This window comes from Paenibacillus sp. FSL R5-0527, from assembly GCF_038008055.1.
GTDB lineage: Bacteria > Bacillota > Bacilli > Paenibacillales > Paenibacillaceae > Fontibacillus > Fontibacillus macerans.
This window is the reverse complement of sequence record NZ_JBBOYI010000001.1, coordinates 6,225,910-6,252,836: the sequence shown is the minus strand read 5'-3', so window position 1 is coordinate 6,252,836 and position 26,927 is coordinate 6,225,910. Positions and strand designations below refer to the sequence as shown.

Below are 26,927 nucleotides of genomic sequence, written 5' to 3'. Positions count from 1 at the left end.
ACGTCCGGCTTCATATAAACAAACCCATATATTCAATGTCAAGAAGGGAGCCACACTTATGAAAGCAAAGAGATGGAGCAGTGTCATTTTGCTATTGATGCTGAGCATGGCCGTTGCCTTGACGGGCTGCGGCGGCAGCGGCGGCGGAGGCAACAAAGCCGCAGGCACAAATACGGGGGCGAACACGGGAGCGGAAGCTCCGGCAGGATCCGCGCAGGATACATTGATCGTCGGACGCGGCGGCGATTCCGCATCCCTGGATCCTTCGATCGTCACCGACGGCGAATCGCTTAAAATTACGCACCAGGTGTTTGATTCCTTGCTGGAGTACAAGGAAGGAACAACGGAAGTGCAGCCGTCCCTCGCCGAGGAATGGACGGTTTCCGAAGACGGCCTCAAATACACGTTCAAGCTGCGCCAAGGCGTCAAGTTCCATGATGGAACCGACTTCAACGCCGAAGCTGTCGTCTTTAACTTCACGCGCTGGTCCGATCCGAAAAGCGAATACAAGTTTGAAGGGGACTCTTTCGATTATTACGACTCGATGTTTGGTCCGGACGGCAAACGCGTCATTAAAGAAGTCAAAGCTATCGACGACAATACGGTGGAATTCACGCTGAATCAGCCGCAGGCGCCTTTCCTGCAAAATCTGGCCATGACCTCGTTTGGGATTGCCAGCCCAACGGCGATTCAAGAGAAGAAGGAAAACTTCAAAAACGAACCGGTCGGCACGGGGCCGTTTGTGTTCAAAGAGTGGAAACGCAACGATTCGATCACCTTGGAAAAGAACCCGAACTACTGGAAGGAAGGGCTTCCGAAGCTGAACAAAGTTATCGTTCGTTCGATCCCGGACAACTCCGCGCGCTTTAATGCACTGCAAAGCGGTGAAATCGACCTGATGGAAGACTTGACCCCGGACGATCTGGCCACGCTGGAAAGCAACCCGGATCTGCAAAAAATCGAACGTCCGTCCAACAACGTGGGTTACGTCGGCTTCAACCTGAAGAAAGAACCGTTTAACAACGTAAAAGTAAGACAAGCGCTTAGCTATGCCGTAAATAAACAAGGAATCATCGACGCTTTCTTCGCGGGCCAGGCCCAGCCGGCCAAAAACCCGATGCCGCCGTCCCTGTGGGGCTACAACGACAGCATTCAGGATTACGAATACGATTTGGAAAAAGCGAAGCAACTGCTGGCGGAAGCCGGCTACCCGAACGGCCTGCCGGGCGAGTATACGTTCTACGCGATGCCGGTATCCCGTCCTTACATGCCTGACGGCAAGAAAGTAGCCGAAGTTATTCAAGCGGATTTCGAAAAAATCGGCGTTAAAGTGAACATCGAATCTCCGGAATGGGCGACCTATATTGACGATGCGCAAGCCGGTGAAAAAGACGACATCTACATGCTCGGATGGCAAGGCGACAACGGCGACCCGGACAACTTCCTGTACACGCTGCTGGACAAAGACGCCATTCCGTCCAACAACTACAGCTATTACGCCAACGATGAGCTGCACGAGATTTTGAAGCAGGCGCAAGTTGAAACCGAGCAATCGAAACGCGAAGAGCTGTACAAAAAAGCCCAGGAAATCATCAAAGCCGATGCACCGTGGATTCCGCTCGTGCATACGACGCCGCTGCTTGCAGCCAAAGCCAATGTAAAAGGATACGTTCCGTCTCCGACAGGGACAGAGTACTACAGCAACATTTATTTCGAATAACGGGCGTTGTTGTTAACGCCTCTGGCAGGTGAGCCTTAACTTGAAAGCCTACATTTTTAAACGATTGTTAATCATGGTTCCTGTCCTGATCGGAATGACGATTATCGTATTCTCCATTATCCATGCGATTCCCGGTGATCCTGCGGAAACCATTCTGGGGCAGAAAGCGACGGAGCAGTCCAAAGAGGCGCTTCGGGAACAACTGGGCTTAAACAATCCGTGGTATCAGCAGTACTTTACGTATATGGGAGATTTGCTGCAGGGCGACCTGGGGCAATCGATCCGCACGAGAGTGCCGATTTCCCAAGAGATCATGCCGTATCTGGCCGCCACCGCGGAGCTGACGATTTCGGCGATGCTGTTCGCCATCATCGTTGGGGTAAACGCCGGGATCATTAGCGCGTGGAAGCAAAACTCCTGGTTTGACTACATTTGCATGCTGATTGCGCTTATCGGGGTGTCGATGCCGATTTTCTGGCTCGGTCTGATGGAACAGTGGATCTTCTCCTTGAAGCTCCACTGGCTCCCTTCGATCGGCCGCATGAATCAGCGCGATCCGGTGGAAACCGTGACAAATCTGTATGTGCTCGACACGATTATAGCCGGCCGTTGGGATCAGCTGTGGACGGTGATCAAGCACCTGGTTTTGCCGAGCGTGGCGCTGGGCACGATTCCGATGGCGGTGATCGCCCGGATGACGCGCTCAAGCATGCTGGAGGTCATGAATTCGGATTTTGTCCGCACGGCGAAAGCCAAGGGGTTATCGCAATTCGTCGTCGTCTACAAGCATGCGCTTAAAAATGCGTTTATTCCGGTGCTGACGGTCATCGGCCTGCAAACCGGGGCACTGCTCGGCGGCGCGGTGTTGACGGAAACGATTTTCGCCTGGCCGGGCGTAGGACGTTATATCTACGATGCGATCAGCTCGCGCGATTATCCGGTCATTCAATCCGGCATTCTGATCATCGCTTTTATTTTCGTCTTCATCAATCTGATTGTGGATTTGCTGTACGCCGCGGTCGATCCACGCATTCGCTATCGGTAAAGGAGGGAAACCATGGCTCAAATCACTGCAAGCACAGGCGGCAACTCCGCCATTCAGGCCGAAAAGGTTTCCGGGCCTTGGCGGGATGCGTGGAGAACGTTCCGCAAAAATAAAATCGCCATGATCGGTCTGATCATGATTGTGCTGTTTGTCATCATCGCGCTGCTGGCCCCCGTGATTGCGCCTTATGATTTTAAGGCCCAGGAGCTGGGGGACCGCTTAAAACCACCGTCCTCCGAGCATTGGTTCGGAACGGACGACCTGGGGCGCGACCTGTTTACGCGGGTGCTGTACGGGGCGCGGATTTCCTTGTGGGTCGGCACGTTTTCCGTTATCGGTTCGATTATCCTCGGCACGATTCTCGGGATTCTCGCCGGGTTTTACGGGAAATGGATCGATATGATCATCTCGCGCCTGTTTGATATCCTGCTCGCGTTTCCGAGCATTCTGCTGGCGATCGCCATCGTCGCCATCCTCGGCCCGTCGCTGCAAAACGCGCTGTACGCGATCGCGATCGTCAACATTCCGACGTACGGCCGCCTGGTCCGCGCCAAGGTGCTCAGCTTGAAAAACGAAGAGTACATTACGGCCGCGCGGGCGATCGGGATGAAGAACAGCGGCATTCTGCTGCGGCACATCCTGCCGAACAGCTTAACGCCGATCATCGTGCAGGGCACGCTCGGCATCGCCACGGCGATTATTGAAGCCGCCGCGCTTGGTTTCCTTGGCCTTGGCGCGCAGCCGCCGGCACCGGAATGGGGTAAAATGCTGTCCGACTCGCGGCAATTTATCGCCACGGCTCCGTGGACGGTTATTTTCCCGGGGGTGTCGATCATGCTCACCGTGCTCGCCTTCAACTTGATGGGCGACGGTTTGCGCGACGCCTTGGACCCGCGGATGAAAAATTAATAGGAATCTTGATCATTTAGCTTAACTGCCGGGAGGGATCCCGGCGGTTTTTTTTGACATTATAGACTTATAGCTCAACTTTTGGTGCGACCAGAGCAAAAATCAGCTTGAACCCCTGCGTTGAAAGCTTGAGGATAGGGAAGCGGGGTGGGCGGCAGATCAACACTTGTTGTCCGGAGACTTTGCACGATTATCCCTTTTGATCAGGCAGCAGAGAAACAGAATGCGAACATAAGTTCTATTTATTTCATTATACCAAACGCACGTTCCCTTATCAAGCCAAAAATCTCACCTGAACCGCCTCATTTTTCCCCTCATCTTTTTTGTTTTTTTCTTCTCTTCTCTCTTTTTCTGGAACCTTTGCTCTAGCCACCCCCTGCTCCCTGCTCCATGAACAAAAGGGATAATCGTGCAAAGGCCGGCAGCAGGCAGGGACCCCACCAAGACACGGACCCTTTAGACAGCCCCTCACCTGGTGCCGACTTGATTGGCAGGTTGACTTACAACAGCTGCTCGATTTGATCAACGAAGCAGCCCAAACAGCCGATCAGGGTCATGTGAGACCGTCAGGCTGAGAAATACCTGTCTGGCGTTTTTCTTATACTCTCCTGATGCTTGGCTGCTCTACGTCAACTTTCCCCCATCATCTTGAAGACGCATTTGAGGGAAGATAATATGATGTCAATTATTTTCACATATATTGGGCTTCCAGTTATAGTTTAGAGAATAAGATATAGCAAAGAGAAGGGCAGGAGGCGGAGAGATGGAAAAAAAGTTCAGAAAGGTGGCCATTGTGGGTTCCGGATTGGTCGGCACGGCTTGTGCCTATTCCATGATTAACCAATCCATCAGCGAGGAAATTATGATGATCGACCGGACCTATGACCGTGCGGTGGCGCATGCGCTCGATTTGTCTCATTGCATGGATTTTACCTCGACGCGCACGAAGGTCGTTGCCGGGCGTTTGGAGGACTGTCGTGACGTTGATGTTGTGGTGCTTACGGCCGGAGCAAATCCGAAGCCGGGGCAAACGAGGCTGGATGTGCTTGGGGACGCGGAAAAAATTACGCGGGATATCGTCAGCCGGCTTGTGGACGGAGGGTTTGACGGCATTTTTGTCGTCGCAGCCAACCCGGTTGATATTGTTACGTATATTGTACGCCAGGTGTCAGGTTTTCTGCGGAACCGGGTGATCGGCACCGGCACTTCGATCGATTCGGCCAGGCTTAAAACGCTGCTGTCGGAAGTGTTTTCCATCGATCCGCGCAGCGTTAACGGCTATGTGTTGGGCGAGCACGGCGATTCGCAGTTTGTGGCATGGTCGCATGTGACGATCGGCGGCAAACCGCTGCTGCACATTCTCGACCAGCACAAAGAGCGTTTTCGCCATGTCGATTTGGACGAAATTGCCAAGAAAACGAAGGATGCCGGCTGGGAGATTTTTACCCGTAAAGGCAATACGCAATTCGGCATCGGCAACGCGCTTAGCTTTATCGTCCGTTCGATTCTGAACGACGAGCACAAAATTATCGCCGTGTCCGCGGTCCTTGAGGGCGAATACGGGCAATCCGGGGTATGCGCCGGGGTGCCGGCCATTATCGGCGGTGGCGGTATTGTGGAGATTTTGGAGCTGAATTTGGCGGAGGAGGAGCGGCATAAATTCGAGCATTCCTGCGGCATACTTACATCTGCGATCCAAAGTTTGCAGCAGCGGTAATCACTTATAAGCCGGTTTAACTTTTGGGACATCCGCCTTGGTTTTGGGGCGGGTGTTTTTTTGACTAAGCAAGTGTTTAGTTCAGCCGGTCGGCGTAAGCCCGGCGGTGGATAGCTCGCTCCTTCCCGCGGCGGTTCTACCTTTTTGCTCCCTGTTATATAGTTAGAAAAAATAAAACGGGAGCGATGGGATCATGGATGGAATTGTCGCCAGAATATAATATGAAGAAACGCGCGGACAATTCCCCTTTGCGGCAACATGAATAGTGTAACTGGACAGGAACATACATTCGTAATATGATTATGAAATCAACTTAAAGGGAAGTGATGGTAATATGCCGTATTGCAAAGTGAAGCAGGCGGAGCTTTATTATGAGGAGATCGGGACAGGGCGGCCGATCCTGATGATCCACGGATTTACGCCGGACCATCGGCTGATGAGCGGGTGTATGGAGCCCGTTTTTTCCGAAAGACCGGGGTGGAGAAGGATTTATGTCGACCTGCCGGGCATGGGTCAGAGCAGGGACTATGAGGAAATTGCCGGTACGGACGAAATGCTTGAAGCGGTGCTGCAGTTTATAGATAAAGTCATGCCTGATTCCCGTTTTCTTATCGCCGGGGAGTCGTACGGGGGTTATTTGACGAGGGGAATTATCGCCCGGCTGCCCGAACGGGTTGAGGGGGCGGCTTTGATTTGCCCGATGATCGTACCGGAAAAGGAAGACCGGATTTTACCCGTACATACGATCTTTCATGAGGATCCGGAATTGGTGTCAGCGCTTGGCAAGGAAGAATACGAAGACTTCAGGTCGATGGGAGTCGTATTGGATCGGTACACTTGGACAAGATATGCGGATGAAATAGTCACGGGCTGTAAAATCGCGGATGAGGCTTTTTTGGCCAAAATCAAAGCGAAATACGGATTCTCTTTTCCGATCGATCGGGAATTTATGGGTCCGGCGCTATTCCTGCTTGGGAGGCAGGACGCGTCGGTAGGATATGCGGATGCGCTTCGCCTGCTTAATTTATTTCCGCGCGGCACGTTTGCCGTTCTGGATCGGGCAGGACATAATCTGCAGATCGAGCAGAAGAATGTGTTCGATGCGCTGGTTAACGAATGGCTGGATAGGGTTGAAGAGGCGCTGGGCAAATAGCTTTCCGTTTGTTAATATTTAGGTGACAAGTCGGGGGGAGGTTGCTAAAAAAGTTGAAGCCGTTAGTTGTTACCGCAAGCCTGTTTATGGTTCTACTTACTTAGCAAAATTGTCCCATTTGGTGTACTCTCGCTACCGATCAAGACTCCACCAGCTAACGCGGTTGGTTTACTACGGTGAACCTTCTCAAGGAGCTCTTACCCCTTTGTACGACAAAAAAGCTCTCCGAAGAGAGCTTTAATACGTCCCAGGAGGGATTCGAACCCCCGACCGACGGCTTAGAAGGCCGTTGCTCTATCCAGCTGAGCTACTGAGACAAAATAAAATAAAATTTACAAGCAAAAATTATTGTATCACAGGATGCTTGGGTTAGCAATATAAATTTTGCACTTAATCGCAGTTTTTTGGCTCATCCTCGAAATCGGTGTTGACCACAAGACCTGGTGGCCAATCCATTCTTGATTTAATCGAAATAACGGTGAATGCAACCGTTAGAAATACGGCCCGCTCGAGATATTCGCTAGATGTTCGCTGGTTATTCGCTTGAGAGGGCTACTCGCAGCTGCGCCTTCCCGTATCATCCCCCATCGTTTCGGACCCAACTTTCTTAGCAAGCTTTTGTTTATCGCCCCCTCGGTTTACCCGATGAATTGGACGAGGGGGGCGGCGGCGAGTTTAACTCGAGGGTTAACTCCAAGGTAAACTCCGGGATTTTTGCCTTGGACCGGGTCTATGCTATAATCTCAATTAATGCAGTGCGGAAGAAAGGAGGTGCCCTTATCAGCCATTTTCGACCCGATGAGAAGGACAACATCGTATTGTTTCCGAAAACGCTCGATTACTACCAAATCGAACTGACCCGGATGCTGGAAACCGAGAGATACGGGGAAGCCGCGGATCTTTTGAGGTTTCTGCTGCAGTGCCAGGGGGAAGATCCGCGCCACTATGAAGAATGGCGGGCACTGCTGGAGTGGCTTACCGACGCTTTTCCCGAGCTTCAGAACGGTTCACCGGCCGCGGAGGATGACGGCTATGAGACGGAAGAATCGTTGGCCAGACGTCATGTCGAGGCGAAGCTCGAACAGGATCAGGAATATGCCGGCAAACTGCTGAGCGCGGTAATAGATAAGCCGTTGTCCGAGCAAACCCTTTTGGCTTTGGACCAGCTTGCTTATTTGGATCGTCCGGAAGTGGACGAGGCGCTGACCGAATGGTTGCATCAAGAGGAGCTCCATCCGCTGCTTCAGTATCGGGTGCTGCAGACGCTGCGCCGCCGCGGCACGGTGGGGACGCTTGCCATCGAGCGCGCAGGGGAAAAGGTGGAGATTGACTTCGAGTCGGTTCCGCTGAAACCCGATGAATTCCCTCCGGCCGTGCAGGAAGTGCCCGAAAGGGTGGGGGAGCAGACTCAGGTGCACGATCCAACTTTGTTTTATTTTGCCCAGGAGCTGTGGTCGCAAATTGTGATGAGTTTGTACGGCGGAAGGGACTATCGTTCGCTGATCGACGGTGACGATACGATTATCGACATTTGGGCGGCGGCGCTTCACCAGCTGGTCGCGGACAGCCTGCCGGACGGCAAAACCGACGAGGAAATCCGCGCGTTGTACGGGATTACCGATGAACATAGGCTTCGGTTTGAGCAGGTTAGCCGATCTATCCGCCAGGTTGTGGCGGTGAGCGGTGTTCAGGAAAGATAGGCGCCGCGGGCGAATGTTTGGCTCAACGATCGGCTTTAAAATCGGCTCTACGATCTGCTCTTGTAAAAAGATGTATTGTTGTTTATAATATAATGGTTATTCTGATCGTGTTCATAGGGACAGCTATACTGGAACCATGATAGCTGTTTTATACGCGATTCGGTTTCAGTATTTTAGTATATTGTGAAATTTGGAGGGGAAGGCATAAAATGAAAGCAACCTGGGAAAAGATAGAGAAGAACCTCGGCGTTCTCGAGGTCGAAGTGGAAGCGGAACGTGTAGCCGCCGCACTCGATAAAGCGTTTCAAAAAGTGGTGAAAAGAACGAATGTACCTGGCTTCCGTAAAGGCAAGGTGCCTCGCCCGATCTTTGAAGCACGTTTCGGCGTGGAAAGTCTGTATCAGGACGCTATCGACATTTTGCTTCCTGAAGTATACAGCGAAGCCGTCGATCAAGCGGAGATTTTCCCGGTGGATCGCCCGGAAGTGGACGTTGAGCAGTTTGCCAAAGGGCAGCCGTTCAAGTTTAAAGCGAAAGTGACGGTTAAACCGGAAGTGAAGCTTGGCGATTACAAAGGCGTCGAAGTACCTTCGGTCAACGCGGAAGTTACCGAAGATGAGCTGAACGAAGAGCTTGAGCGTCTGCAACAGCGCCATGCCGAACTGATTGTCATCGACGAAGAAGCTGCGAAGAATGGCGATATCGCTGTTATCGACTTCGAGGGTTTCGTTGACGGCGTTCCGTTTGAAGGCGGCCAGGCAGAGCGTCATTCCCTGGAGCTTGGAAGCAATTCGTTTATCCCTGGCTTCGAGGATCAAGTCGTGGGCATGGCTACCGGCGATTTCAAGGACATTACCGTGACTTTCCCGGAAGCTTACCATACTGAAGAATTGGCCGGCAAGGAAGCTGTATTTAAAGTTAAAGTCCATGAGATCAAACGCAAACAGCTCCCGGAGCTTGACGATGAATTTGCGAAGGATGTCAGCGAATTCGATACGCTGGACGAGTTCAAAGAGGACTTGAAGAAACAGCTGCAAACCCGCAAGGAACAAGAAGCCAAGGGCGCCCGTGAAGCGGCTCTCGTCGACAAAGTCGGCGAAAGTGCGGAAGTGGAAATTCCGGAAGCGATGATTAACAATGAAGTGGAGAACATGTTGCGCGATTTCGACAACCGTCTTCGTTCCCAGGGCATGAATCTGGAGATGTACCTGAGTTTCTCTGGTCAAACGGTTGACGATATGAGAGCGCAAATGAAAGACGACGCTCAAAAACGCGTTCGCAACAATTTGGTGCTGGAGCAAATCGCCAAAGCCGAAGAGATCAAAGTGACGGAAGAAGACGTTGATAAAGAGCTGGCGGAAATGGCCGAAGCTTACAAACGCACGCCGGAAGAAATCCGCAACATTTTGGCGGCCAATCGTTCGCTGGACAGCTTGAATGATGAAATTCTGATCCGCAAGACGATCGATTTCCTGCTGGAGAACAGCAAAGAAGTTCCGGCCGATCAAGCGGAAGCGCCGAAAGCGAAAGAAGGAAGCAAACCGGCAGCCAAGAAAACGGCGAAAAAATCGACGAAGGCGGCCGAATCGAAAGCTGACGCCGACAAAATAGAAGCGGAAGAGGCTAAGGACGAGGAATAGTCTCGCCGCGAGGCGTTCTCGGTTATAGACAGACAAGCCTCCCATGAGATACATCAAGATAAACGTTAGGGCACGTATACAAATGCGTGCCTTAATTTTTCATCATTTACCGATACATTTATTTCCAATTGGCACCGGACAAGCCGGCGGTTATATAATGTGTAGAAATCAACATAAACTGTATCGTGTGAAAAATGACATGAGGCTTTGAACATGGTAGAATGTTTCTGTAAACCGAAAGTGAATCTGAAAAAGAAAAGAGGTTGGTCGCATGAGTCTGGTACCTATGGTCGTAGAACAAACGAATCGGGGAGAACGATCTTACGACATCTATTCAAGACTTCTTAAAGATCGCATCATTTTTCTCAGCAACGCTATTGATGATGAAGTTGCCAATCTCGTGATTGCCCAACTGTTGTTTTTGGCGGCCGAAGACCCTGAGAAAGATATTCACCTGTACATTAATTCGCCGGGTGGTTCTGTCACTGCCGGGATGGGTATATATGATACGATGCAATACATCAAGCCTGACGTGTCCACGATCTGCGTAGGAATGGCTGCGAGCATGGGATCGCTGCTCCTTACGGCCGGGGCGCCTGGCAAACGTTTTGCCCTGCCCAACAGTGAAGTCATGATTCATCAGCCGCTTGGAGGCGTTCGCGGTCAGGCGACGGATATTAAAATTCATGCCGACTGGATTATCAAGACGAGACAGAAGCTCAACCAGATTTATGTGGAGCGGACGGGTCAGCCCCTTGAGAAAATCGAGCGCGATACAGACCGTGACTTCTTCATGAGCGCGGAAGAGGCTAAGGACTACGGGATTATCGACAAGGTCATCACATCAGCCCATTAAATCATAAAGGGGTGTTTACATGTTTAAATTCAATGACGAAAAAGGACAATTGAAATGCTCGTTCTGCGGCAAATCGCAGGAGCAGGTACGCAAGCTTGTAGCCGGACCGGGCGTTTATATATGCGACGAATGCATCGAGCTGTGCACGGAGATCGTGGAGGAGGAGCTCGGGCACGAAGAGGAACTGGACCTCAAGGAAATCCCGAAACCGAAGGAAATCCGCGATATTTTGGACCAGTATGTCATCGGCCAGGAGCAAGCGAAGAAATCGTTGTCCGTAGCGGTTTACAATCATTACAAACGGATCAACACGCAAAGCAAGATCGAAGACGTGGAGCTGCAAAAGAGCAACATCCTGCTGCTCGGGCCGACCGGTTCCGGCAAAACGCTGCTCGCGCAAACGATGGCGAAAATTTTGAACGTTCCGTTCGCGATCGCCGATGCGACGTCCCTGACGGAAGCGGGATACGTCGGCGAAGACGTGGAGAACATTTTGCTGAAGCTGATTCAAGCGGCCGATTATGATGTGGAAAAAGCGGAACGCGGCATCATTTATATCGACGAAATCGATAAAGTGGCGCGCAAATCGGAGAATCCGTCCATTACCCGCGACGTCTCCGGCGAAGGCGTTCAGCAGGCGCTGCTGAAAATTTTGGAGGGCACCGTGGCTTCGGTTCCTCCGCAAGGCGGACGCAAGCATCCGCATCAGGAATTTATCCAAATCGATACGACGAACATTTTGTTCATTTGCGGCGGCGCGTTTGACGGCCTGGAGCAGATGATCAAACGCCGGATCGGCAAAAAAGTGATCGGCTTTAACGCGATGAACGACGGTCAAAAAGAATTGAAGCCGGGCGAATATTTGTCGATGGTGCTGCCGGAGGATTTGCTCAAATTCGGGTTGATCCCGGAATTCGTAGGGCGTTTGCCGGTCATCTCGACGCTCGAGCCGCTGGATGAAAAAACGCTTGTACGGATTTTGTCCGAACCGAAAAACGCGCTGGTCAAACAGTACCAGAAGCTGCTTGAGCTCGACAACGTCAACTTGACGTTTGAGCCCAAAGCGCTTGAGGCGATTGCGCGCGAAGCGATCAAACGCAATACCGGCGCGCGCGGACTTCGCGCCATCATCGAAGGCATTATGCTGGACGTGATGTACGAAGTGCCGTCCCGCGACGATATTGCGGACTGCGTCATCACCGAAAAAGTCGTTGTGGAGAAAACCAGCCCGGAACTGGCCAAGAAGAAAAACAAAAAGCAGGAAGAGAGCGCATAAGGCTGATGCGGCCGGATAGCGCGACAAAATAGATGTCAAGGTTCTCCACCTTTGCGTTAAGGGTCGCTTCTATGAGCGCCCCTTTGCAGGGGTGGAGCTTTGATCGTTTGGGAGAGACCTGAAATGACATTCTTGAGACAAGATACGCGGCCGGTCAAAGTCGGAAACCTGACGATCGGCGGCAGCAACGAAGTCATCATCCAAAGCATGTGCACGACCAAAACGGCGGATGTGGCCGCTACGGTAGCCGAGATCCACCGTTTGGAAGAAGCGGGCTGCCAACTGGTGCGCGTGACGGTGAATAATGAGGAAGCGGCTGCGGCGATCAAGGAAATCAAGAAGCAAATCCACATCCCGCTCGTCGCCGATATCCATTTCAACTACAAGCTGGCGCTTATGGCGATTGAGAACGGTATCGACAAGGTGCGGATCAATCCGGGCAATATCGGCCGCCGCGAGAAGGTGGAGGCCGTGGTGAAGGCCTGCAAGGAGCGGGGGATCCCGATCCGGATCGGCGTCAACGCCGGGTCGTTGGAGAATCACCTGCTGGAGAAATACGGCTATCCGACACCGGAAGCGATGGTGGAAAGCGCCTTGTTCCATATCGGCATTCTGGAGGACTTGGACTTCCACGACATCATCGTGTCGCTTAAAGCCTCCGACGTCCCGATGGCGATCGCGGCTTATACGAAAGCGGCGGAAGTGATTCCTTATCCGCTGCATTTGGGGATCACGGAAGCCGGAACGCTGTTCTCGGGAACCGTGAAGAGCGCGGCCGGCATCGGCGCGCTGCTGTCGATGGGCATCGGCTCGACGCTGCGCATCTCGCTGAGCGCCGATCCGGTGGAGGAAGTGAAGGTCGCCCGCGAACTGCTCAAAACGTTTGGTCTGATTTCCAATGCGGCTACATTGGTGTCCTGCCCGACCTGCGGCCGGCTGGATATCGATCTGTTTTCCATCGCCAACGAAGTGGAAGCCTACATTGCCAATCTGAAGGTTCCGATCAAGGTATCCGTGCTCGGCTGCGCCGTCAACGGACCGGGCGAAGCGCGCGAAGCCGACATCGGCATCGCCGGCGCCCGGGGCGAAGGCCTTTTGTTTCGTTACGGCGAAATGATCCGCAAGGTGCCGGAAGCCGAACTGCTTAACGAATTGAAGAAAGAAATCGATCATATCGTGGAAGTGTACGAAGCGACCGGAGAAATTCCCGGACGCAAAGAACACCGTGCCCGCGTGAAATCATAACAATCCACCCGCAAGCTGCCGATGATAAGGCGGTTTGCGGTTTTTTTGGATATCAGAAAGTATAACTTACGTTTTTCTTATTGGCCAACCTTCATAATAGCGGAACTTTATGTTCTTATTACCCTTAGCCTGGCATGTTCATCCTCATTAGCGGAATTTTTTGTACTTATTTTCTTAAGAATGGTTCAGAACCTGGGCATTTTCCTTGCGACGGGGAAAATAGCGGCATAAACTTCCCCTATTTCTCTCAAATTGACTGATACCTCCGGAATAGCGGCCTTTTTTGCCTCTATATTTTTCAGTGGAGTTTTTCCTTTTTCCAAACTCTCTGCAAAGACCTCGTTTTACCTTGGTGCGAAAAGGCTATACTACCAAGTATCAGTCAAAAGTGAGGGAGGCGTTCGTTATGGATTTAAATCTCATCCTGATGTCCGTTCAAATGTTTTTTGCCGTCGTGATCGGACTCTATTTCTGGAATCAGCTGCGCAGCCAGAAAGGGAACCGGGTGGCGGTGGACCGGGAATCGCGGAAGGAGATGGAGAAGCTGCGCAAGCTGCGGGCCATTTCGCTCACCAAGCCGTTGGCGGAGCGGACGCGTCCGGCCACGATGAACGATATCGTCGGGCAAAAGGACGGACTGCGGGCATTAAAAGCTGCGCTGTGCAGCGCCAATCCGCAGCATGTCATCATCTATGGGCCGCCGGGCGTGGGCAAAACCGCAGCGGCGCGCGTCGTGATGGAAGAGGCGAAAAAAAATCCGGTGTCCCCGTTTAAGAGCGACGCCAAATTCGTGGAAATCGACGCGACGATCGCCCGCTTTGATGAGCGGGGCATCGCCGATCCGTTGATCGGGTCGGTGCACGACCCGATTTATCAAGGGGCCGGAGCGATGGGCGTCGCCGGCATCCCCCAGCCGAAACCGGGGGCCGTAACGAAAGCGCACGGCGGGATTTTGTTCATCGACGAGATCGGCGAACTGCATTCCATCCAGATGAACAAGCTGCTTAAAGTGCTGGAGGACCGCAAGGTGTATCTCGAGAGCGCTTATTACAATTCCGAAGATACGAATACGCCGGCGTATATTCACGATATTTTTCAAAACGGACTGCCCGCGGATTTCCGGCTGGTCGGGGCAACGACAAGATCGCCGCAGGAAATTCCGGCGGCCCTGCGTTCGCGCTGCATGGAAATCTATTTCCGCCCGCTGCTGCCGGAGGAAATCGCCCGGATCGCCGAAGACGCGGTGGGGCGGATCGGCTTTCAGCCTTGTCCCGAAGCCGTGGATGTCATTAAAAAGTACGCGACCAACGGCCGCGAAGCCGTCAATATGGTGCAGCTCGCCGCCGGGCTGGCCTTGACGGAGAAACGCGATCACCTGCTCGCTTCGGATCTGGAGTGGGTGGCCACCAGCAGTCAGCTTGCGCCCCGGCCGGACCGCAAAATCCCCGAGCGTTCGGAAGTTGGCGTCGTCAACGGGCTGGCGGTGTACGGCGCGAATATGGGAACGCTGCTGGAAATCGAAGCGACGGCGGTACCGGCGGAAAAAGGAAGGGGCACCTACAATATCACCGGTATGGTGGACGAAGAGGAAATCGGCGGGGGCAGCCGGACGCTGCGGCGCAAGAGCATGGCCAAGGGATCGGTGGAGAACGTGCTGACCGTTCTGCAGCGCATGGGCTTGCACCCTTCCAATTACGATCTTCATATTAATTTCCCGGGCGGAACGCCGATCGACGGACCGTCCGCGGGCCTCGCCATCGCCACCGCCATCGCCTCGGCGATCAAGCGGGTGCCGGTGAACCATCAGATCGCCATGACCGGCGAGCTGGGAATCCACGGCAAGGTGAAGCCCGTCGGCGGGGTCGTGGCCAAAGTGGAAGCGGCGTTCCAGGCGGGAGCGACGACCGTACTGATCCCGAAGGACAACTGGCAGTCGCTGTTCGAGGGGCTGGAAGGCCTAAGCGTCATCCCCGTCGAGACGGTGGCCGAGGTGTTCCGCCATGTGTTCGGTCCGGAAGCCGAGAAAAACTTGGGATTTTCGACCGGCGGGGAGCTGTTCGCCCCGACTCCGGCGCCCGCGCCGTTTTTGCACGCGGAATCCCCGTCGCAAGGCGGGACGATGTAGGCGCGCGTCCGCGGCTTGCCGGGAATGGCGCTCCGGGGGGCGGCTGCTGCTTAAGCGGCCGCTCCTCGTTGGTGTTTTTATGTAACATTTGCTAAAATAGCAATGATATCTAACGAGAACGTTTGGAGGTGCATAAGCGATGGGACCGCATAAATCAAAAGGCCGGCGCTTTCCTTTGCTACCCTTACGGGGCCTTCTCGTCTACCCGAGCATGGTTCTGCATTTGGACGTGGGCCGCGAGAAATCCGTAAAAGCTCTGGAAAAAGCGATGGTCGAAGATAACCTGATTCTCCTCTGTTCTCAGTCCGAAGTGAACATTGAAGAACCAACGCAAGAAGATATTTTTCGTATCGGGACCGTTGCGAAAGTCCGCCAAATGCTGAAGCTGCCCAATGGCACGATTCGAGTGTTGGTGGAAGGAATGGAGCGCGCCGAAATTATCGAATACCTGGATAATGACGAATATTACGAGGTTATCGCCAAGGAGCGTCCGGAGGAGGAAACGGTCGATCCGGAAATCGACGCGCTGATGCGCACGGTTTTAACCCAATTTGAACATTATATCAATCTGTCCAAGAAGGTCACGCCGGAGACGCTCGCCGCGGTATCGGATATCGAAGAGGCGGGGCGCCTCGCCGATGTGATCACCAGCCACCTGTCCTTGAAGATTAAGGACAAGCAAGAAATTTTGGAAACGATCGATGTCCGGAAACGGCTGGAGAAGCTGCTGGACATTTTGAATAATGAACGCGAAGTGCTTGAACTGGAACGGAAGATCAGCCAACGCGTCAAGAAACAGATGGAGAAGACGCAGAAGGAATACTACTTGCGCGAGCAGATGAAAGCGATCCAAAAGGAGCTTGGCGAGAAAGAAGGCCGGGCCGGAGAGGCCGAGGAACTGCGCGCGCAAATGGAGGAGAAGCGGCTTCCGGAAAAGGTCAGGGAAAAGGCCGAGAAAGAAATCGACCGGCTGGAGAAAATGCCCGCGAGTTCGGCGGAGGGCGGCGTAATCCGCAATTACGTCGATTGGCTGCTGAGCCTGCCGTGGCATGAAAAAACGGAAGACGACCTGGACTTGGCCAAAGCCGAGCAGGTGCTGAACGAGGATCATTACGGGCTGGATAAGCCGAAGGAGCGGGTGCTGGAATATCTGGCCGTGCAAAAGCTCGTCAAAAAGCTTAAGGGTCCCATCCTCTGCCTTGTCGGGCCGCCCGGGGTGGGCAAAACCTCGCTGGCCCGTTCGATCGCCCGTTCGCTAGGGCGTGAGTTCGTCCGCATTTCGCTCGGCGGCGTGCGGGACGAAGCGGAGATCCGCGGCCACCGGCGCACGTATGTCGGCGCCATGCCGGGACGCATCATCCAGGGCATGAAGTCGGCGGGGACGCTGAATCCGGTGTTCCTGCTGGACGAGATCGACAAGATGGCCTCCGATTTTCGCGGCGATCCTTCCGCGGCGCTGCTGGAAGTGCTTGATCCCGAGCAGAACAACACGTTCAGCGATCATTTTATCGAGGTGCCGTTCGACTTGTCGAACGTGATGTTTATTACGACGGCCAACGCGGTGCACAATATTCCGCGCCCGCTGCTCGACCGGATGGAAACGCTGTTCATACCGGGGTATACGGAGCTGGAGAAGCTGCAGATCGCCACCCGCTACCTGCTGCCGAAGCAGAAGAAAGAGCACGGCCTTGCGGCCGAACAGCTGGAAATCGGGGAGGATGCGCTGCTTAAGACGATCCGCGAATACACGCGCGAATCGGGGGTGCGGGGTCTCGAGCAGCAGGTCGCGGCGCTGTGCCGCAAAGCGGCCAAGCAAATCGTGTCCGAGGGCAAGGAGAAGATCGCGATCGGACCCGACGATATCAAAGATTATTTGGGCGTGCCGAAATACCGTTACGGCGTCGCCGAACTGGAGGATCAGATCGGCACGGTCACCGGGCTGGCCTGGACGGAGGTCGGCGGGGAAACGCTGATGATCGAAGTCACGGTCGTTCCGGGCAGCGGCAAGCTGACCTTGACCGGCAAGCTGGGCGACGTTATGAAGGAGTCGGCGCAGGCCGCGTTCAGCTATACCCGCTCCAAAGCGGCGGAGCTCGGCATCCCGCTGGATTTTCACGAGAAAAACGATATCCATATCCATATTCCCGAAGGCGCGATCCCCAAAGACGGCCCGTCGGCCGGGATTACGATCGCCACGGCGCTCATTTCCGCGCTGACGAACCGTCATGTCTCTAAGGACGTGGCCATGACCGGAGAAATTACGCTGCGCGGCCGCGTGCTGCCGATCGGGGGGCTGAAGGAGAAATCGCTGGCCGCCCACCGGGCCGGCTACCGGAAAATCCTGCTTCCCAAAGACAATGAGCGCGATCTGCGGGATATCCCCGAAAGCGTCAAGGAAGAGGTAGAGTTCGTGCCGGTGTCCCACATGGATCAAGTGCTTGAGCACGCCCTTGTGGAGCATCCCGAAGTGCATTAACGCGGCTTAAGATTAAAGATGCTGGGTTGAGATCCTGGGTTATAGATTTAATCCACAGCTTATCACCGCGCTTGTAGAGAGGATTTGGAACGATGAAAGTGACAAAAGCAGAATTTGTGATCAGTGCCGTGGGTCCAAACCAATATCCCGACGACGCCTTGCCGGAAATCGCTCTGGCAGGGCGTTCCAATGTCGGCAAATCATCGCTGATCAACCGCATGATCGGACGTAAAAATTTGGCCCGCACAAGTTCGACTCCCGGAAAAACGCAGCATTTGAATTACTATCGGATCAACGACGGGCTCTATTTCGTGGACGTCCCCGGTTACGGCTACGCCAAAGTATCGAAATCGCAGCGTGAAGCCTGGGGCAAAATGATCGAAAAGTATTTAATGGAGCGGGAAACGCTGAAACTCGTTCTCCTGATCGTCGATATGAGGCATCCGCCTTCCAAGGACGACGAGCTGATGTACGATTGGCTGAAGGCGTACGAGCTCCCGGTTTGCGTTGTGGCCACCAAAGCGGACAAGGTGCCGAAAACGCGCTGGCCGAAGCATCTGAAAATCATTAAGGAAGCGCTGGTCCTGCGGGCGGGCGATCCCGTCATCCTGTTCTCTTCGGAGGAAGGCACCGGGAAAGATGAGCTGTGGGGGCTGATAAACAAATCAACGGATATGGAAGGGATTTGAAGCAGTTTCCGCAGGAAAGTGAGCATGAAGCGGGATTTTTACGGTTAAAAACGGCTGAATCCGGTTTTTTCTGAAAAATGGCGTGAATTCACGTTTTGGCCGCTGAGCAAACCCTTTTGATCGTAGTGTATAATTATGATAAAGCGATTGTAAAAGAATTGAGGAGATTTTTATGGCTCAGCGGTTAGCCACAGAGTATGTTAACGCCAGTTTGCGTTTGTCGGAAGTTCAGATGTCGCAGTTTATTCACAAAGTGTACGATCCTCATGTGCGCCAGCGGGTGAAGGTGCTCGAAAACGGCGGGCAAGAGGTGGTGCTGGAGGATGACGGCGGGGAGGAAGTGCATCTGCCTTTTGACCGTAAAGACGGATATTACGTCTGTGAATTGTCTTTCCGCTTGGAACAACCCCATCTCACGAACGTGATGAGACTGCTGTTCGCGGCTTTCAAAGGCAGCGGTATGGTAACGAGAATTTATAATGGATTCATGATGATGTATTATTATCAGGAAGGCCGAGTTCGCAAAATCGTCGAATATTCCCGGGATTCCTACAAGCTTGTTTTTGAACTCAAGGATACGGCGGGAGAGCTGGCGCGCATCTATCGCAGCAATGAGGCGGAGATCGAGATCGACCGAATCCGCAGGAATATCAACGCTTTGCTGGATGCCCGCTTTATCGCGCAGGACGCGGGGGAAGTGGAGCGGATCGACGCGGAATTGCGGGACTGCTCCCGGAGATTGTTTGTGCTGGAGGCTTGAATTTTTTCGATTCGCCGGTGCGGCGGCAAGTCACCCTTGATCTGAAAACGGCATAAAGTACTAGGGAAAGCTACCCGGATTAATGGGTAGCTTTTTCTCAGGTAAGGGCGGGGAGGAGGGAGCGCGGCGCTTTTTTTAAAAAAAGGTTGCAATTGTCCCCGGGAGATGTTATTTTTAATCTCGTTGAAAAGAATATAGGAACCAGGATTCACTCAGGACATGGAGATGTTGCGAGAGATTTTTCCCTCGGGAAGTGAATGACGTAGGTCCTAGCGGATGAAATTTTTCCAAACATTTTATTCCTAGGAAGGGGGAACCGGAAGATGGAACATTCAACTTTCGGAAGACACGTTGCTGCTGATGTTTGGGGAGTCGACTTCGATGTACTGAACAACGCGGATCTCCTCGAAGCTCATTTGGTGGAAGCCGCCGAAGCTTGCGGAGCCACGGTGCTGTCCATACAATCGAGACAGTTCGAACCACAAGGCGCTACGGTGCTTGTGATGCTGTCGGAGAGCCATCTCTCGATCCATACGTATCCTGAGAGAGGGTTTGCCGCCATCGATTGCTACACTTGCGGAGAAATGGTGGAGCCCGGGTTGGCCGTCGATTACCTGGTGTCCGTTTTGCAACCGGAGAAAATTTACGCAAAGCAGCTGGTTCGCGGGCTGGGCGAACTGGAAGTCGAAGATTCGCCTGCCAAAAAAGCGGAATTTGCGTAATCCATCATAGATTTTGGAAATATGGGAAAAATAAGATAACCATGGAACAATTCCATGGTTATTTGTTTTGTTATCGCCGACTTCATAAATAATTCATAAAAAACTCACGGAAATGAACGAGTTATGGACGTCCTCTGTGATATAATTAACATAGTTTGTTTACGGTTGGTGATTGAACATCAAAAAGAAGGCAGGTGAACTTGCAATGCACATTGTCGTAGTCGGGTTAAACTATCGTACGGCGCCTGTGGAAGTCAGAGAACGCTTCTCCTTCGCGGAGAAAGACATGCCGCAAGCGCTGCAGGAGCTCTTACGCACCAAAAGTGTATTGGAAGGCGTTATTATCGCGACCTGCAATCGGACGGAAATTTATGTGGTGGTCGATCGACTGCACATGTGCGGGTATTTTATCCGCAGCTTTATGGAACGCTGGTTTGGGGTTCCGCGCGAAGAATTTACCCGCCATTTATATATGTATGAGGATGAACAAGCCGTACGCCATCTGTTCCGGGTCGCCTGCGGCCTGGATTCGATGGTGCTGGGCGAAACGCAGATCCTTGGCCAGGTTAAAAGCGCGTTTTTGCTGTCGCAGCGCGAGAAGGGGACGGGGACCTGGTTCAACATGCTGTTTAAGCAAGCCGTGACGCTCGGGAAACGCGCCCATTCGGAAACCGCCATCGGCGAAAGCGCCGTTTCCATCAGCTATGCGGCGGTGGAACTGGGCAAACGGATCTTCGGCAGCTTTAGCGGCAAGCGGGTGCTGATCCTCGGCGCCGGCAAAATGAGCGAGCTGACCGCGAAGCACTTAAGCGGGGGCGGAGCGGACGAAGTTATCGTCGCCAACCGGACCTATGCCCGCGCCCAGGAGCTCGCCGCCAAGTTTGACGGCACGCCGTGCACGATGCAGGAAGCGATGGAGCGGCTGGCGGACGTGGATATTCTGATCAGCTCGACCGGAGCGGAAGGATACGTGATCACGTCGGCGCAGGTCGCGCGCAGCATGAAGCGGCGCCCGGACCGTCCTCTCTTTATGATCGATATCGCGGTGCCGCGGGATATCGAGCCGGAGATCGGCGAGCTTGAGAACGTGTTTTTGTATGATATCGACGATCTGGAGGGTATCGTGGAGAACAACTTGGAGATGCGCCGGGCCGAAGCGGTGAAAATCGATAAGATGATCGAAGAGGAAATGCAGGTGTTTGCGAACTGGCTGCAAACGCTTGGCGTCAAACCGGTGATCCGCGCCCTGCAGGAAAAGGCCGCCCATATTCATGAAAGCACGCTGGACAGTATGTTTAATAAGCTGCCTGAGCTGGATGAGCGCCAGCGCAAGGTGATCCGGCGGCTGACCAAAAGCATCCTGAACCAGATGATGCATGATCCGATCAACCGGATCAAGGAAATGGCCGGCGGGAAACAGGGGGCCGAAGCGCTGGAGATGTTTACGCAGATCTTTGCGCTTGAGAAGCATCTGGAAGCGGGCGCGGCCGCGCCCGCGCCGTCGGGAGAGGAAAGCGCCGCCTCCCTTGAAAACGAAGATGCCGCGCCGACCGAAGCGCCTATTGTGCGCGAAGCCGAACTTCCTTTGGCGAAGGTGCCGGTTTAACATTTGCATAAGGGAGAGAAACGGCCCTCGGGAATGCCCTGAGCCCTCTGCTTGGTTTTTCGAATTGCATGGCTGGAATTCGAAAAGAAGCGGGGGCGCGGGGCTTTTTCTTGTGCGGAGAAGCTCGGTTTTTAGGCTGGCAATGGCAAAATACGGCAGGGTAGGGTATGCTATTAACGTGATGAACCAAATGTCCGGGAGTGGATAAAACGATGCCCCATTATATGCCCGTTATGTTGAATTTGGAAGGCCGCCGCTGCGTGATCGTCGGCGGGGGGACTGTCGCCACGCGCAAAGCGGCCGCTTTGACGGAGGCCGGCGCGGTCGTTACGGTGATTAGCCCCGGCGTGACGGCCTGGCTTCAGGACCGCATTCGGGAAGGAGAGGTCGCTTGGTTGGCGCGCGAGTACCGGGAAGGGGACCTGAAAGGGGCGTTTCTCGTGTTTGCCGCTACCGATTCCCGGCAGGTGAACGATAGTATCGTGAAGGAGGCGGAAATGCTCGGGATTCCGGTAAACGATACCGCCGACGGAGCGCGGGGAAGTTTTATCACCCCCAGCGTCGTCCGCCGCGGCAAGCTGGTGATCGGGGTGTCCACTTCGGGAGCGGGACCTGCGGCGGCCCGGGAATTATGCCGCGAGATCGACCGGCGTTTTGGCGATACATATGAACGATATGTCGAATTTCTAAGCTTGGTCCGGACTCGGGTCAAGCAGCAGGTTGAAGATAAAGAGCGGCGCAAACGGCTGCTGGCCAGGCTGGGCGAGCTGGATATTTTGCCGTCGATCCGGCAAGGCGGCTTCACGCCGTGGAGCGAAGCGGAGATCGCCGCCTGGATCGAAGAAGAACAACGGAGGAATAGCGAATGACGAAGCGTACGATTGTGGTAGGGACAAGACAAAGCCAGCTGGCATTAACGCAAACGGAACAGGTGATCGATGATTTGAAGGAACTGTGCCGGGCGCATGGACTTCCGTTTGAGTTTGAGGTCAAAAAAATCGTCACCAAAGGCGACCGCATCCTGGATGTGACCCTGTCGAAAATCGGCGGCAAGGGGCTGTTCGTCAAGGAGATCGAACAGGCGATGCTGGACGGGGAAATCGATATGGCGGTTCACAGCATGAAAGATATGCCGTCCGTGCTCCCGGAAGGATTGATCAACGGGGGAGTGCCGCTGCGGAAGGACCCGCGGGACGCGCTTATCTCCCGCAGCGGTCTTCACTTGCACGAGCTGCCGCAAGGCGCGCGCGTCGGCACGAGCAGCTTGCGCCGCTCCAGCCAGCTGCTGGCCTACCGCCCGGATCTCGTGCTCGAGCCGGTCCGGGGAAATATCGATTCCCGCCTGCGCAAGCTTGAAGAGGAGGGGTTCGACGCGATTATTTTGGCGGCGGCGGGCCTGCAGCGGATGGGCTGGGAGAACCGGGTCACGGCTTACCTGTCCGCTGACGTTTGTTTGCCGGCGGTCGGCCAGGGCGCGCTTGGGATCGAATGCCGGGAAAACGATGCCGAGCTGCGGGAGCTGTTATCCTTGTACAACGACCCGGACACCGCGCTTACCGTGGCGGCGGAGCGCCGTTTTCTCGCCGTGCTGAACGGCGGCTGCCAGGTGCCGATCGGCGCTTACGCGACTTTGGAGCGGGCGGGCGGACAAGCGCCGGAAGAAGGCGGCGCGGGCGGCGGCGAGGCAGGCTCCGGCCGCGCTCCGCGGATCAGGCTGACCGGCATGGTCGGCTCGGCGGACGGCCAGGTTATTTTGAAGGAGAGCGCCGTAGGGGAAGATCCGGTGGCCTTGGGCGAGCGAATTGCCGGGCTGCTGCTGGCCCAAGGGGCGGACGCGTTACTTAAGGAAGCCGAGGAGTGAATGGACATGACGGGGAGAGTATATTTGGTCGGCGCCGGCCCGGGGGATGCGCGGTTGATTACGCTAAAGGGGCTGGATTGCATCAAAAAGGGCGATGTTATCGTATATGACCGCCTGGCCAATCCAAGCCTTTTGAGAAAAGCGAAGCCGGGAGCCGAGAAAATTTACGTTGGCAAGCGGACCGACCGGCATACGATGAAACAGGAGGATATTAGCCGGCTGTTGGTCGATTTGGCGCTTGCGGGGAAAACCGTGGTGCGTCTGAAGGGCGGGGACCCTACCGTTTTCGGGCGGGGGGGCGAGGAGGCCGAACTGCTGCGCAAGCACGGGATTACTTATGAAATCGTACCGGGCATCACCGCGGCGATATCCGTTCCGGCTTATGCCGGCATCCCGGTTACCCACCGCGATTTGGCCTCCTCCGTATCGATCATCACCGGCCATGAAAGCCCGGATAAGCTGGACTTGTCCATCAACTGGGAAAAGGTGACGAACGCAACGGGCACGCTCGTGTTTATGATGGGCGTGGCGAATATCGGCTATATCAGCAAGCAGCTGATCGCCCACGGCCGGCCCCCGGAGACGCCGGTGGCGCTGGTGCGCTGGGGAACCCGGGCGGAGCAGGAGACGCTGACCGGGACGCTGGCCGACATCGAGCAAAAGGTGCTTGACGCCGGCTTTAAGCCGCCGGCGGTCACTGTCGTCGGCGAGGTGGTGAATCAGCGCGAGCAGCTCATGTGGGCGGAGGCCATGCCTTTGTTCGGCAAGCGGATATTAGTGACGCGCTCCCGCTCCCAGGCGAGCGATCTCGTCCGCGGCATCGAGGAATTGGGCGGCGAGCCGTACGAGTTCCCGGTCATCGAGATCTCGATGCCGAGCGGCGCTGTGCTGGTCCGTACGGACGAGGCTTTAAGCCGCCTGGAGACGTACGATTGGGCGTTTTTTACCAGCGTGAACGGCGTCGACTATTTCTTCAAGCACCTGGAGAGACTGGGAAAAGACATTCGCGCGCTGCATAAGGCGCGCATTGCGGCCGTAGGGCCGGCTACGCTGGCGGCGCTGCGCGAGCGCGGCATTGCCGCCGAGGAGCTGCCGGGCCGGTTCCAGGCCGAAGGCCTGCTGGAAGCGTTCGGCCCGGAACTGCTGCCCGGCCAAAGCGTGCTGCTGCCGCGCGGGGATCTCGCCCGGGCGTGGCTGCCGGAAGCGCTGCGCGGTCAAGGGCTCGCCGTCACCGAGGCGGTCATGTATGAGACGGTCCCGGCCGGCGAAAAGGACGAGGAGCTGCTCAAGCTGCTGGAGAAGGGGCGGATTCATGCCGTGACCTTCACCAGCTCCTCGACGGTGACCAATCTTTTGGCCGCGCTGTCGGGCATGGGCGTAGCTAATCCGGTGGCGGCCCTGCAGGGCGCGGAAATCGCCTGCATCGGGCCGGTCACCGCACGTACCGCGGAGGAGGCCGGGCTGCGCGTGTCGATCCTGGCCAAGGAGGCGACGATCCCCAGCTTGATCGAAGCTCTCTGCGACTGGAAGGAGCGGGGCGCATTGGTCTAGCGGCCGCATGAAGCAACCGATCGGTTATTATGGTGGATGATCAGGGAGCGCGCGGTGACCGGCTAGTAAGGCGGGGGATCGGGGAGCGTGCGGTGACCGGCCAGTAAGACGGATGATCGGGGAGAGTGCGGTGATCGGCCAGTAAGGCAGAGGATCGGGGAGCATGCGGTGATCGGCCAGTAAGGTGGCAGATCGGGGAACGTGCGGTGACCGGCCAGTAAGGTGGATGATCGGGGAGCGTGCGGTGACCGGCCAGTAAGACGGATGATCGGGGAGCGTGCGGTGATCGGCCAGTAAGGCAGAGGATCGGGGAGCATGCGGTGATCGGCCAGTAAGGTGGCAGATCGGGGAACGTGCGGTGATCGGCCAGTAAGGTGGATGATCGGGGAGCGTGCGGTGATCGGCCAGTAAGGCGGGGGATCGGGCTGCATGCGATCGATGGCCGATGCGGTGGCGGAGCGGATCTTGTTTCCAGCAAAAGTCCAGGTTATCGAGCCGATACTGTCGCCCACTCGCGGAAATCTAACGGTTGCAGCAGCTGTTATTTTACGAAAAAAGACCCTTTCTAGATTCTAACGGTTGCGAGCGCCGTTATTTGCCTTAATCTGGGCAGAAATAGCCGGATTTCAGTGAAATAAGCGCTATGGCAACCGTTAGAGTTTGAGATCAACGTTTCTGGAACAAATAGCGTTTGCGGCAACCGTTAGAATCGTTTTGCAGAGCGCTCCAGCTCTTGATTTCGTCAAAAAACGGTGTTCCGGTCCGTTGCTAAGTTCGGAGAACGGCCGATTCTTTTGCTCAAATCCAGCTTTTAATGCACTAGCGGGACATGTTCCCGCTTCAATACAGGAGGTTATTGCGATGAACTACCCATTTGTAAGACATCGCCGTTTGCGGCAATCGGCCGCCATTCGCGGAATGGTGCGCGAGACGGTGCTGACGGTGGACGACTTTATTCAGCCGATTTTCGTGACGTACGGCAGCGGCGTGAAAAACGAGATTCCTTCCATGCCCGGCGTGTTTCATTTTTCGCTGGATACGCTGGAGGAGGAAGTAAAGGAAATCGTCGACCTGGGCATTCCGGCGGTGCTGCTGTTCGGCATTCCGGAAACGAAGGACGCCGTGGGCACATCCGCATTTGTCGATAACGGCATCGTGCAGGAGGCTACGCGGGTGATCAAAAAACGTTACCCCGATCTGCTCGTCGTCGCCGATACCTGCCTTTGCGAATTTACCGATCACGGCCACTGCGGAATGGTGCACACTTATGAACGGGATGGGCATGTATGCGGGGACGTGTTGAATGACGAGTCGCTGGAGCTGCTCGTGAAGACGGCGGTTTCGCAGGCGAAGGCGGGCGCAGACATCATCGCTCCGTCCAACATGATGGACGGCTTCGTACAGGCGATCCGCGCGGGGCTCGATGAAGCGGGCTTCACCCATGTGCCGATCATGTCGTATTCCGTCAAATACGCTTCGGCTTTTTACGGGCCGTTCCGGGAAGCGGCCGATTCCGCGCCGCAGTTCGGCGACCGCAAAACGTATCAAATGGATCCGGCCAATGCGCGGGAAGCGCTGCGCGAGGCGGAATCGGACGTGCTGGAAGGCGCGGATATGCTGATGGTCAAACCGGCGCTGGCGTTTATGGACGTGTTGCGCATGCTGCGGGACGAGTTTGATCTGCCGCTGGTAGCCTACAACGTCAGCGGCGAATATTCGATGGTGAAAGCGGCCGCGCAAAAAGGCTGGATCGACGAACGCGCGATCGTCACGGAAATGCTGCTTGGGATGAAACGCGCCGGCGCGGACATCATTATCACTTATTTTGCCAAAGACATGGCGCGGTGGCTGCGCGAGAAACGTTAACCGGATGTTA

Annotated in this window: 20 protein-coding genes and 1 tRNA gene; 20 read left to right on the top strand and 1 reads right to left on the bottom strand. The window is 54.8% G+C overall.

From position 1 onward, the window contains the following. Positions 1-58: 58 nt before the first annotated feature. From NYE69_RS27930 to NYE69_RS27910, 5 genes are all read left to right on the top strand, one after another. Complete coding sequence (locus NYE69_RS27930) at positions 59-1,720, top strand: ABC transporter substrate-binding protein (RefSeq protein WP_340929093.1); 1,662 nt, start codon at positions 59-61, stop codon at positions 1,718-1,720. Between the two features lie 40 nt (positions 1,721-1,760). Further along, positions 1,761-2,765 carry an ABC transporter permease gene (locus tag NYE69_RS27925; RefSeq protein WP_036620446.1) on the top strand — a complete coding sequence of 335 codons (1,005 nt, stop codon included), beginning with the start codon at positions 1,761-1,763 and terminating at the stop codon, positions 2,763-2,765. Positions 2,766-2,777: 12 nt separating this feature from the next. Then, positions 2,778-3,674: a nickel transporter permease gene (nikC, locus tag NYE69_RS27920; RefSeq protein WP_340929089.1), complete on the top strand. Its 897-nt coding sequence runs from the start codon at positions 2,778-2,780 to the stop codon at positions 3,672-3,674. A gap of 763 nt (positions 3,675-4,437) precedes the next feature. Continuing rightward, positions 4,438-5,391, top strand: a complete 954-nt coding sequence (locus NYE69_RS27915; RefSeq protein ID WP_340929087.1) for an L-lactate dehydrogenase — start codon at positions 4,438-4,440, stop codon at positions 5,389-5,391. Between the two features lie 334 nt (positions 5,392-5,725). Then, positions 5,726-6,544 carry an alpha/beta fold hydrolase gene (locus NYE69_RS27910; protein WP_340929085.1) on the top strand — a complete coding sequence of 273 codons (819 nt, stop codon included), beginning with the start codon at positions 5,726-5,728 and terminating at the stop codon, positions 6,542-6,544. A gap of 243 nt (positions 6,545-6,787) precedes the next feature. Here NYE69_RS27910 and NYE69_RS27905 read toward each other — a convergent pair. Then, positions 6,788-6,861 (bottom strand) — tRNA-Arg (locus tag NYE69_RS27905). Between the two features lie 501 nt (positions 6,862-7,362). On the opposite strand from NYE69_RS27905, the gene NYE69_RS27900 reads away from it, so the two are divergent. The 15 genes from NYE69_RS27900 to hemB all read left to right on the top strand — a co-directional run bounded on the left by NYE69_RS27900 (position 7,363) and on the right by hemB (position 26,917). Then, on the top strand, positions 7,363-8,244 hold the full coding sequence (locus NYE69_RS27900; RefSeq protein WP_340929083.1) for a hypothetical protein: 882 nt from the start codon (positions 7,363-7,365) through the stop codon (positions 8,242-8,244). Positions 8,245-8,453: 209 nt separating this feature from the next. Then, positions 8,454-9,884, top strand: a complete 1,431-nt coding sequence (gene tig, locus NYE69_RS27895; RefSeq protein WP_340929081.1) for a trigger factor — start codon at positions 8,454-8,456, stop codon at positions 9,882-9,884. Positions 9,885-10,155: 271 nt separating this feature from the next. Then, complete coding sequence (gene clpP, locus NYE69_RS27890; RefSeq protein ID WP_036620457.1) at positions 10,156-10,740, top strand: ATP-dependent Clp endopeptidase proteolytic subunit ClpP; 585 nt, start codon at positions 10,156-10,158, stop codon at positions 10,738-10,740. Positions 10,741-10,759: 19 nt separating this feature from the next. Then, complete coding sequence (clpX, locus tag NYE69_RS27885) at positions 10,760-12,016, top strand: ATP-dependent protease ATP-binding subunit ClpX (RefSeq protein ID WP_328272063.1); 1,257 nt, start codon at positions 10,760-10,762, stop codon at positions 12,014-12,016. Positions 12,017-12,139: 123 nt separating this feature from the next. Further along, positions 12,140-13,261: a flavodoxin-dependent (E)-4-hydroxy-3-methylbut-2-enyl-diphosphate synthase gene (gene ispG, locus NYE69_RS27880; protein WP_326045534.1), complete on the top strand. Its 1,122-nt coding sequence runs from the start codon at positions 12,140-12,142 to the stop codon at positions 13,259-13,261. A gap of 406 nt (positions 13,262-13,667) precedes the next feature. Then, on the top strand, positions 13,668-15,386 hold the full coding sequence (gene lonB / locus NYE69_RS27875; protein WP_036620463.1) for an ATP-dependent protease LonB: 1,719 nt from the start codon (positions 13,668-13,670) through the stop codon (positions 15,384-15,386). 139 nt (positions 15,387-15,525) lie between these two features. Continuing rightward, complete coding sequence (gene lon, locus NYE69_RS27870) at positions 15,526-17,862, top strand: endopeptidase La (RefSeq protein WP_340929077.1); 2,337 nt, start codon at positions 15,526-15,528, stop codon at positions 17,860-17,862. A gap of 92 nt (positions 17,863-17,954) precedes the next feature. Then, positions 17,955-18,551 carry a ribosome biogenesis GTP-binding protein YihA/YsxC gene (yihA, locus tag NYE69_RS27865; protein ID WP_340929075.1) on the top strand — a complete coding sequence of 199 codons (597 nt, stop codon included), beginning with the start codon at positions 17,955-17,957 and terminating at the stop codon, positions 18,549-18,551. 172 nt (positions 18,552-18,723) lie between these two features. Beyond that, the gene (locus tag NYE69_RS27860; protein WP_328272059.1) at positions 18,724-19,311 is read left to right on the top strand and encodes a non-ribosomal peptide synthetase module; all 588 of its coding nucleotides are present in this window, start codon (positions 18,724-18,726) and stop codon (positions 19,309-19,311) included. Between the two features lie 323 nt (positions 19,312-19,634). Beyond that, on the top strand, positions 19,635-20,033 hold the full coding sequence (speD, locus tag NYE69_RS27855; RefSeq protein WP_036620469.1) for an adenosylmethionine decarboxylase: 399 nt from the start codon (positions 19,635-19,637) through the stop codon (positions 20,031-20,033). Positions 20,034-20,238: 205 nt separating this feature from the next. Then, the gene (gene hemA, locus NYE69_RS27850; protein ID WP_326045532.1) at positions 20,239-21,639 is read left to right on the top strand and encodes a glutamyl-tRNA reductase; all 1,401 of its coding nucleotides are present in this window, start codon (positions 20,239-20,241) and stop codon (positions 21,637-21,639) included. Between the two features lie 212 nt (positions 21,640-21,851). Next, positions 21,852-22,508, top strand: coding sequence for a precorrin-2 dehydrogenase/sirohydrochlorin ferrochelatase family protein (locus tag NYE69_RS27845; protein ID WP_340929069.1), 657 nt, complete (start codon positions 21,852-21,854; stop codon positions 22,506-22,508). Further along, the gene (gene hemC, locus NYE69_RS27840) at positions 22,505-23,500 is read left to right on the top strand and encodes a hydroxymethylbilane synthase (RefSeq protein ID WP_340929066.1); all 996 of its coding nucleotides are present in this window, start codon (positions 22,505-22,507) and stop codon (positions 23,498-23,500) included. Before NYE69_RS27845 ends, hemC begins: the two co-directional genes overlap by 4 nt. A gap of 6 nt (positions 23,501-23,506) precedes the next feature. Next, positions 23,507-25,051, top strand: coding sequence for a uroporphyrinogen-III C-methyltransferase (cobA, locus tag NYE69_RS27835; RefSeq protein WP_340929065.1), 1,545 nt, complete (start codon positions 23,507-23,509; stop codon positions 25,049-25,051). A gap of 861 nt (positions 25,052-25,912) precedes the next feature. Then, positions 25,913-26,917 (top strand): porphobilinogen synthase, encoded by a 1,005-nt coding sequence (gene hemB / locus NYE69_RS27830; RefSeq protein ID WP_340929063.1) that lies wholly within the window; start codon positions 25,913-25,915, stop codon positions 26,915-26,917. Positions 26,918-26,927: the final 10 nt, after the last annotated feature.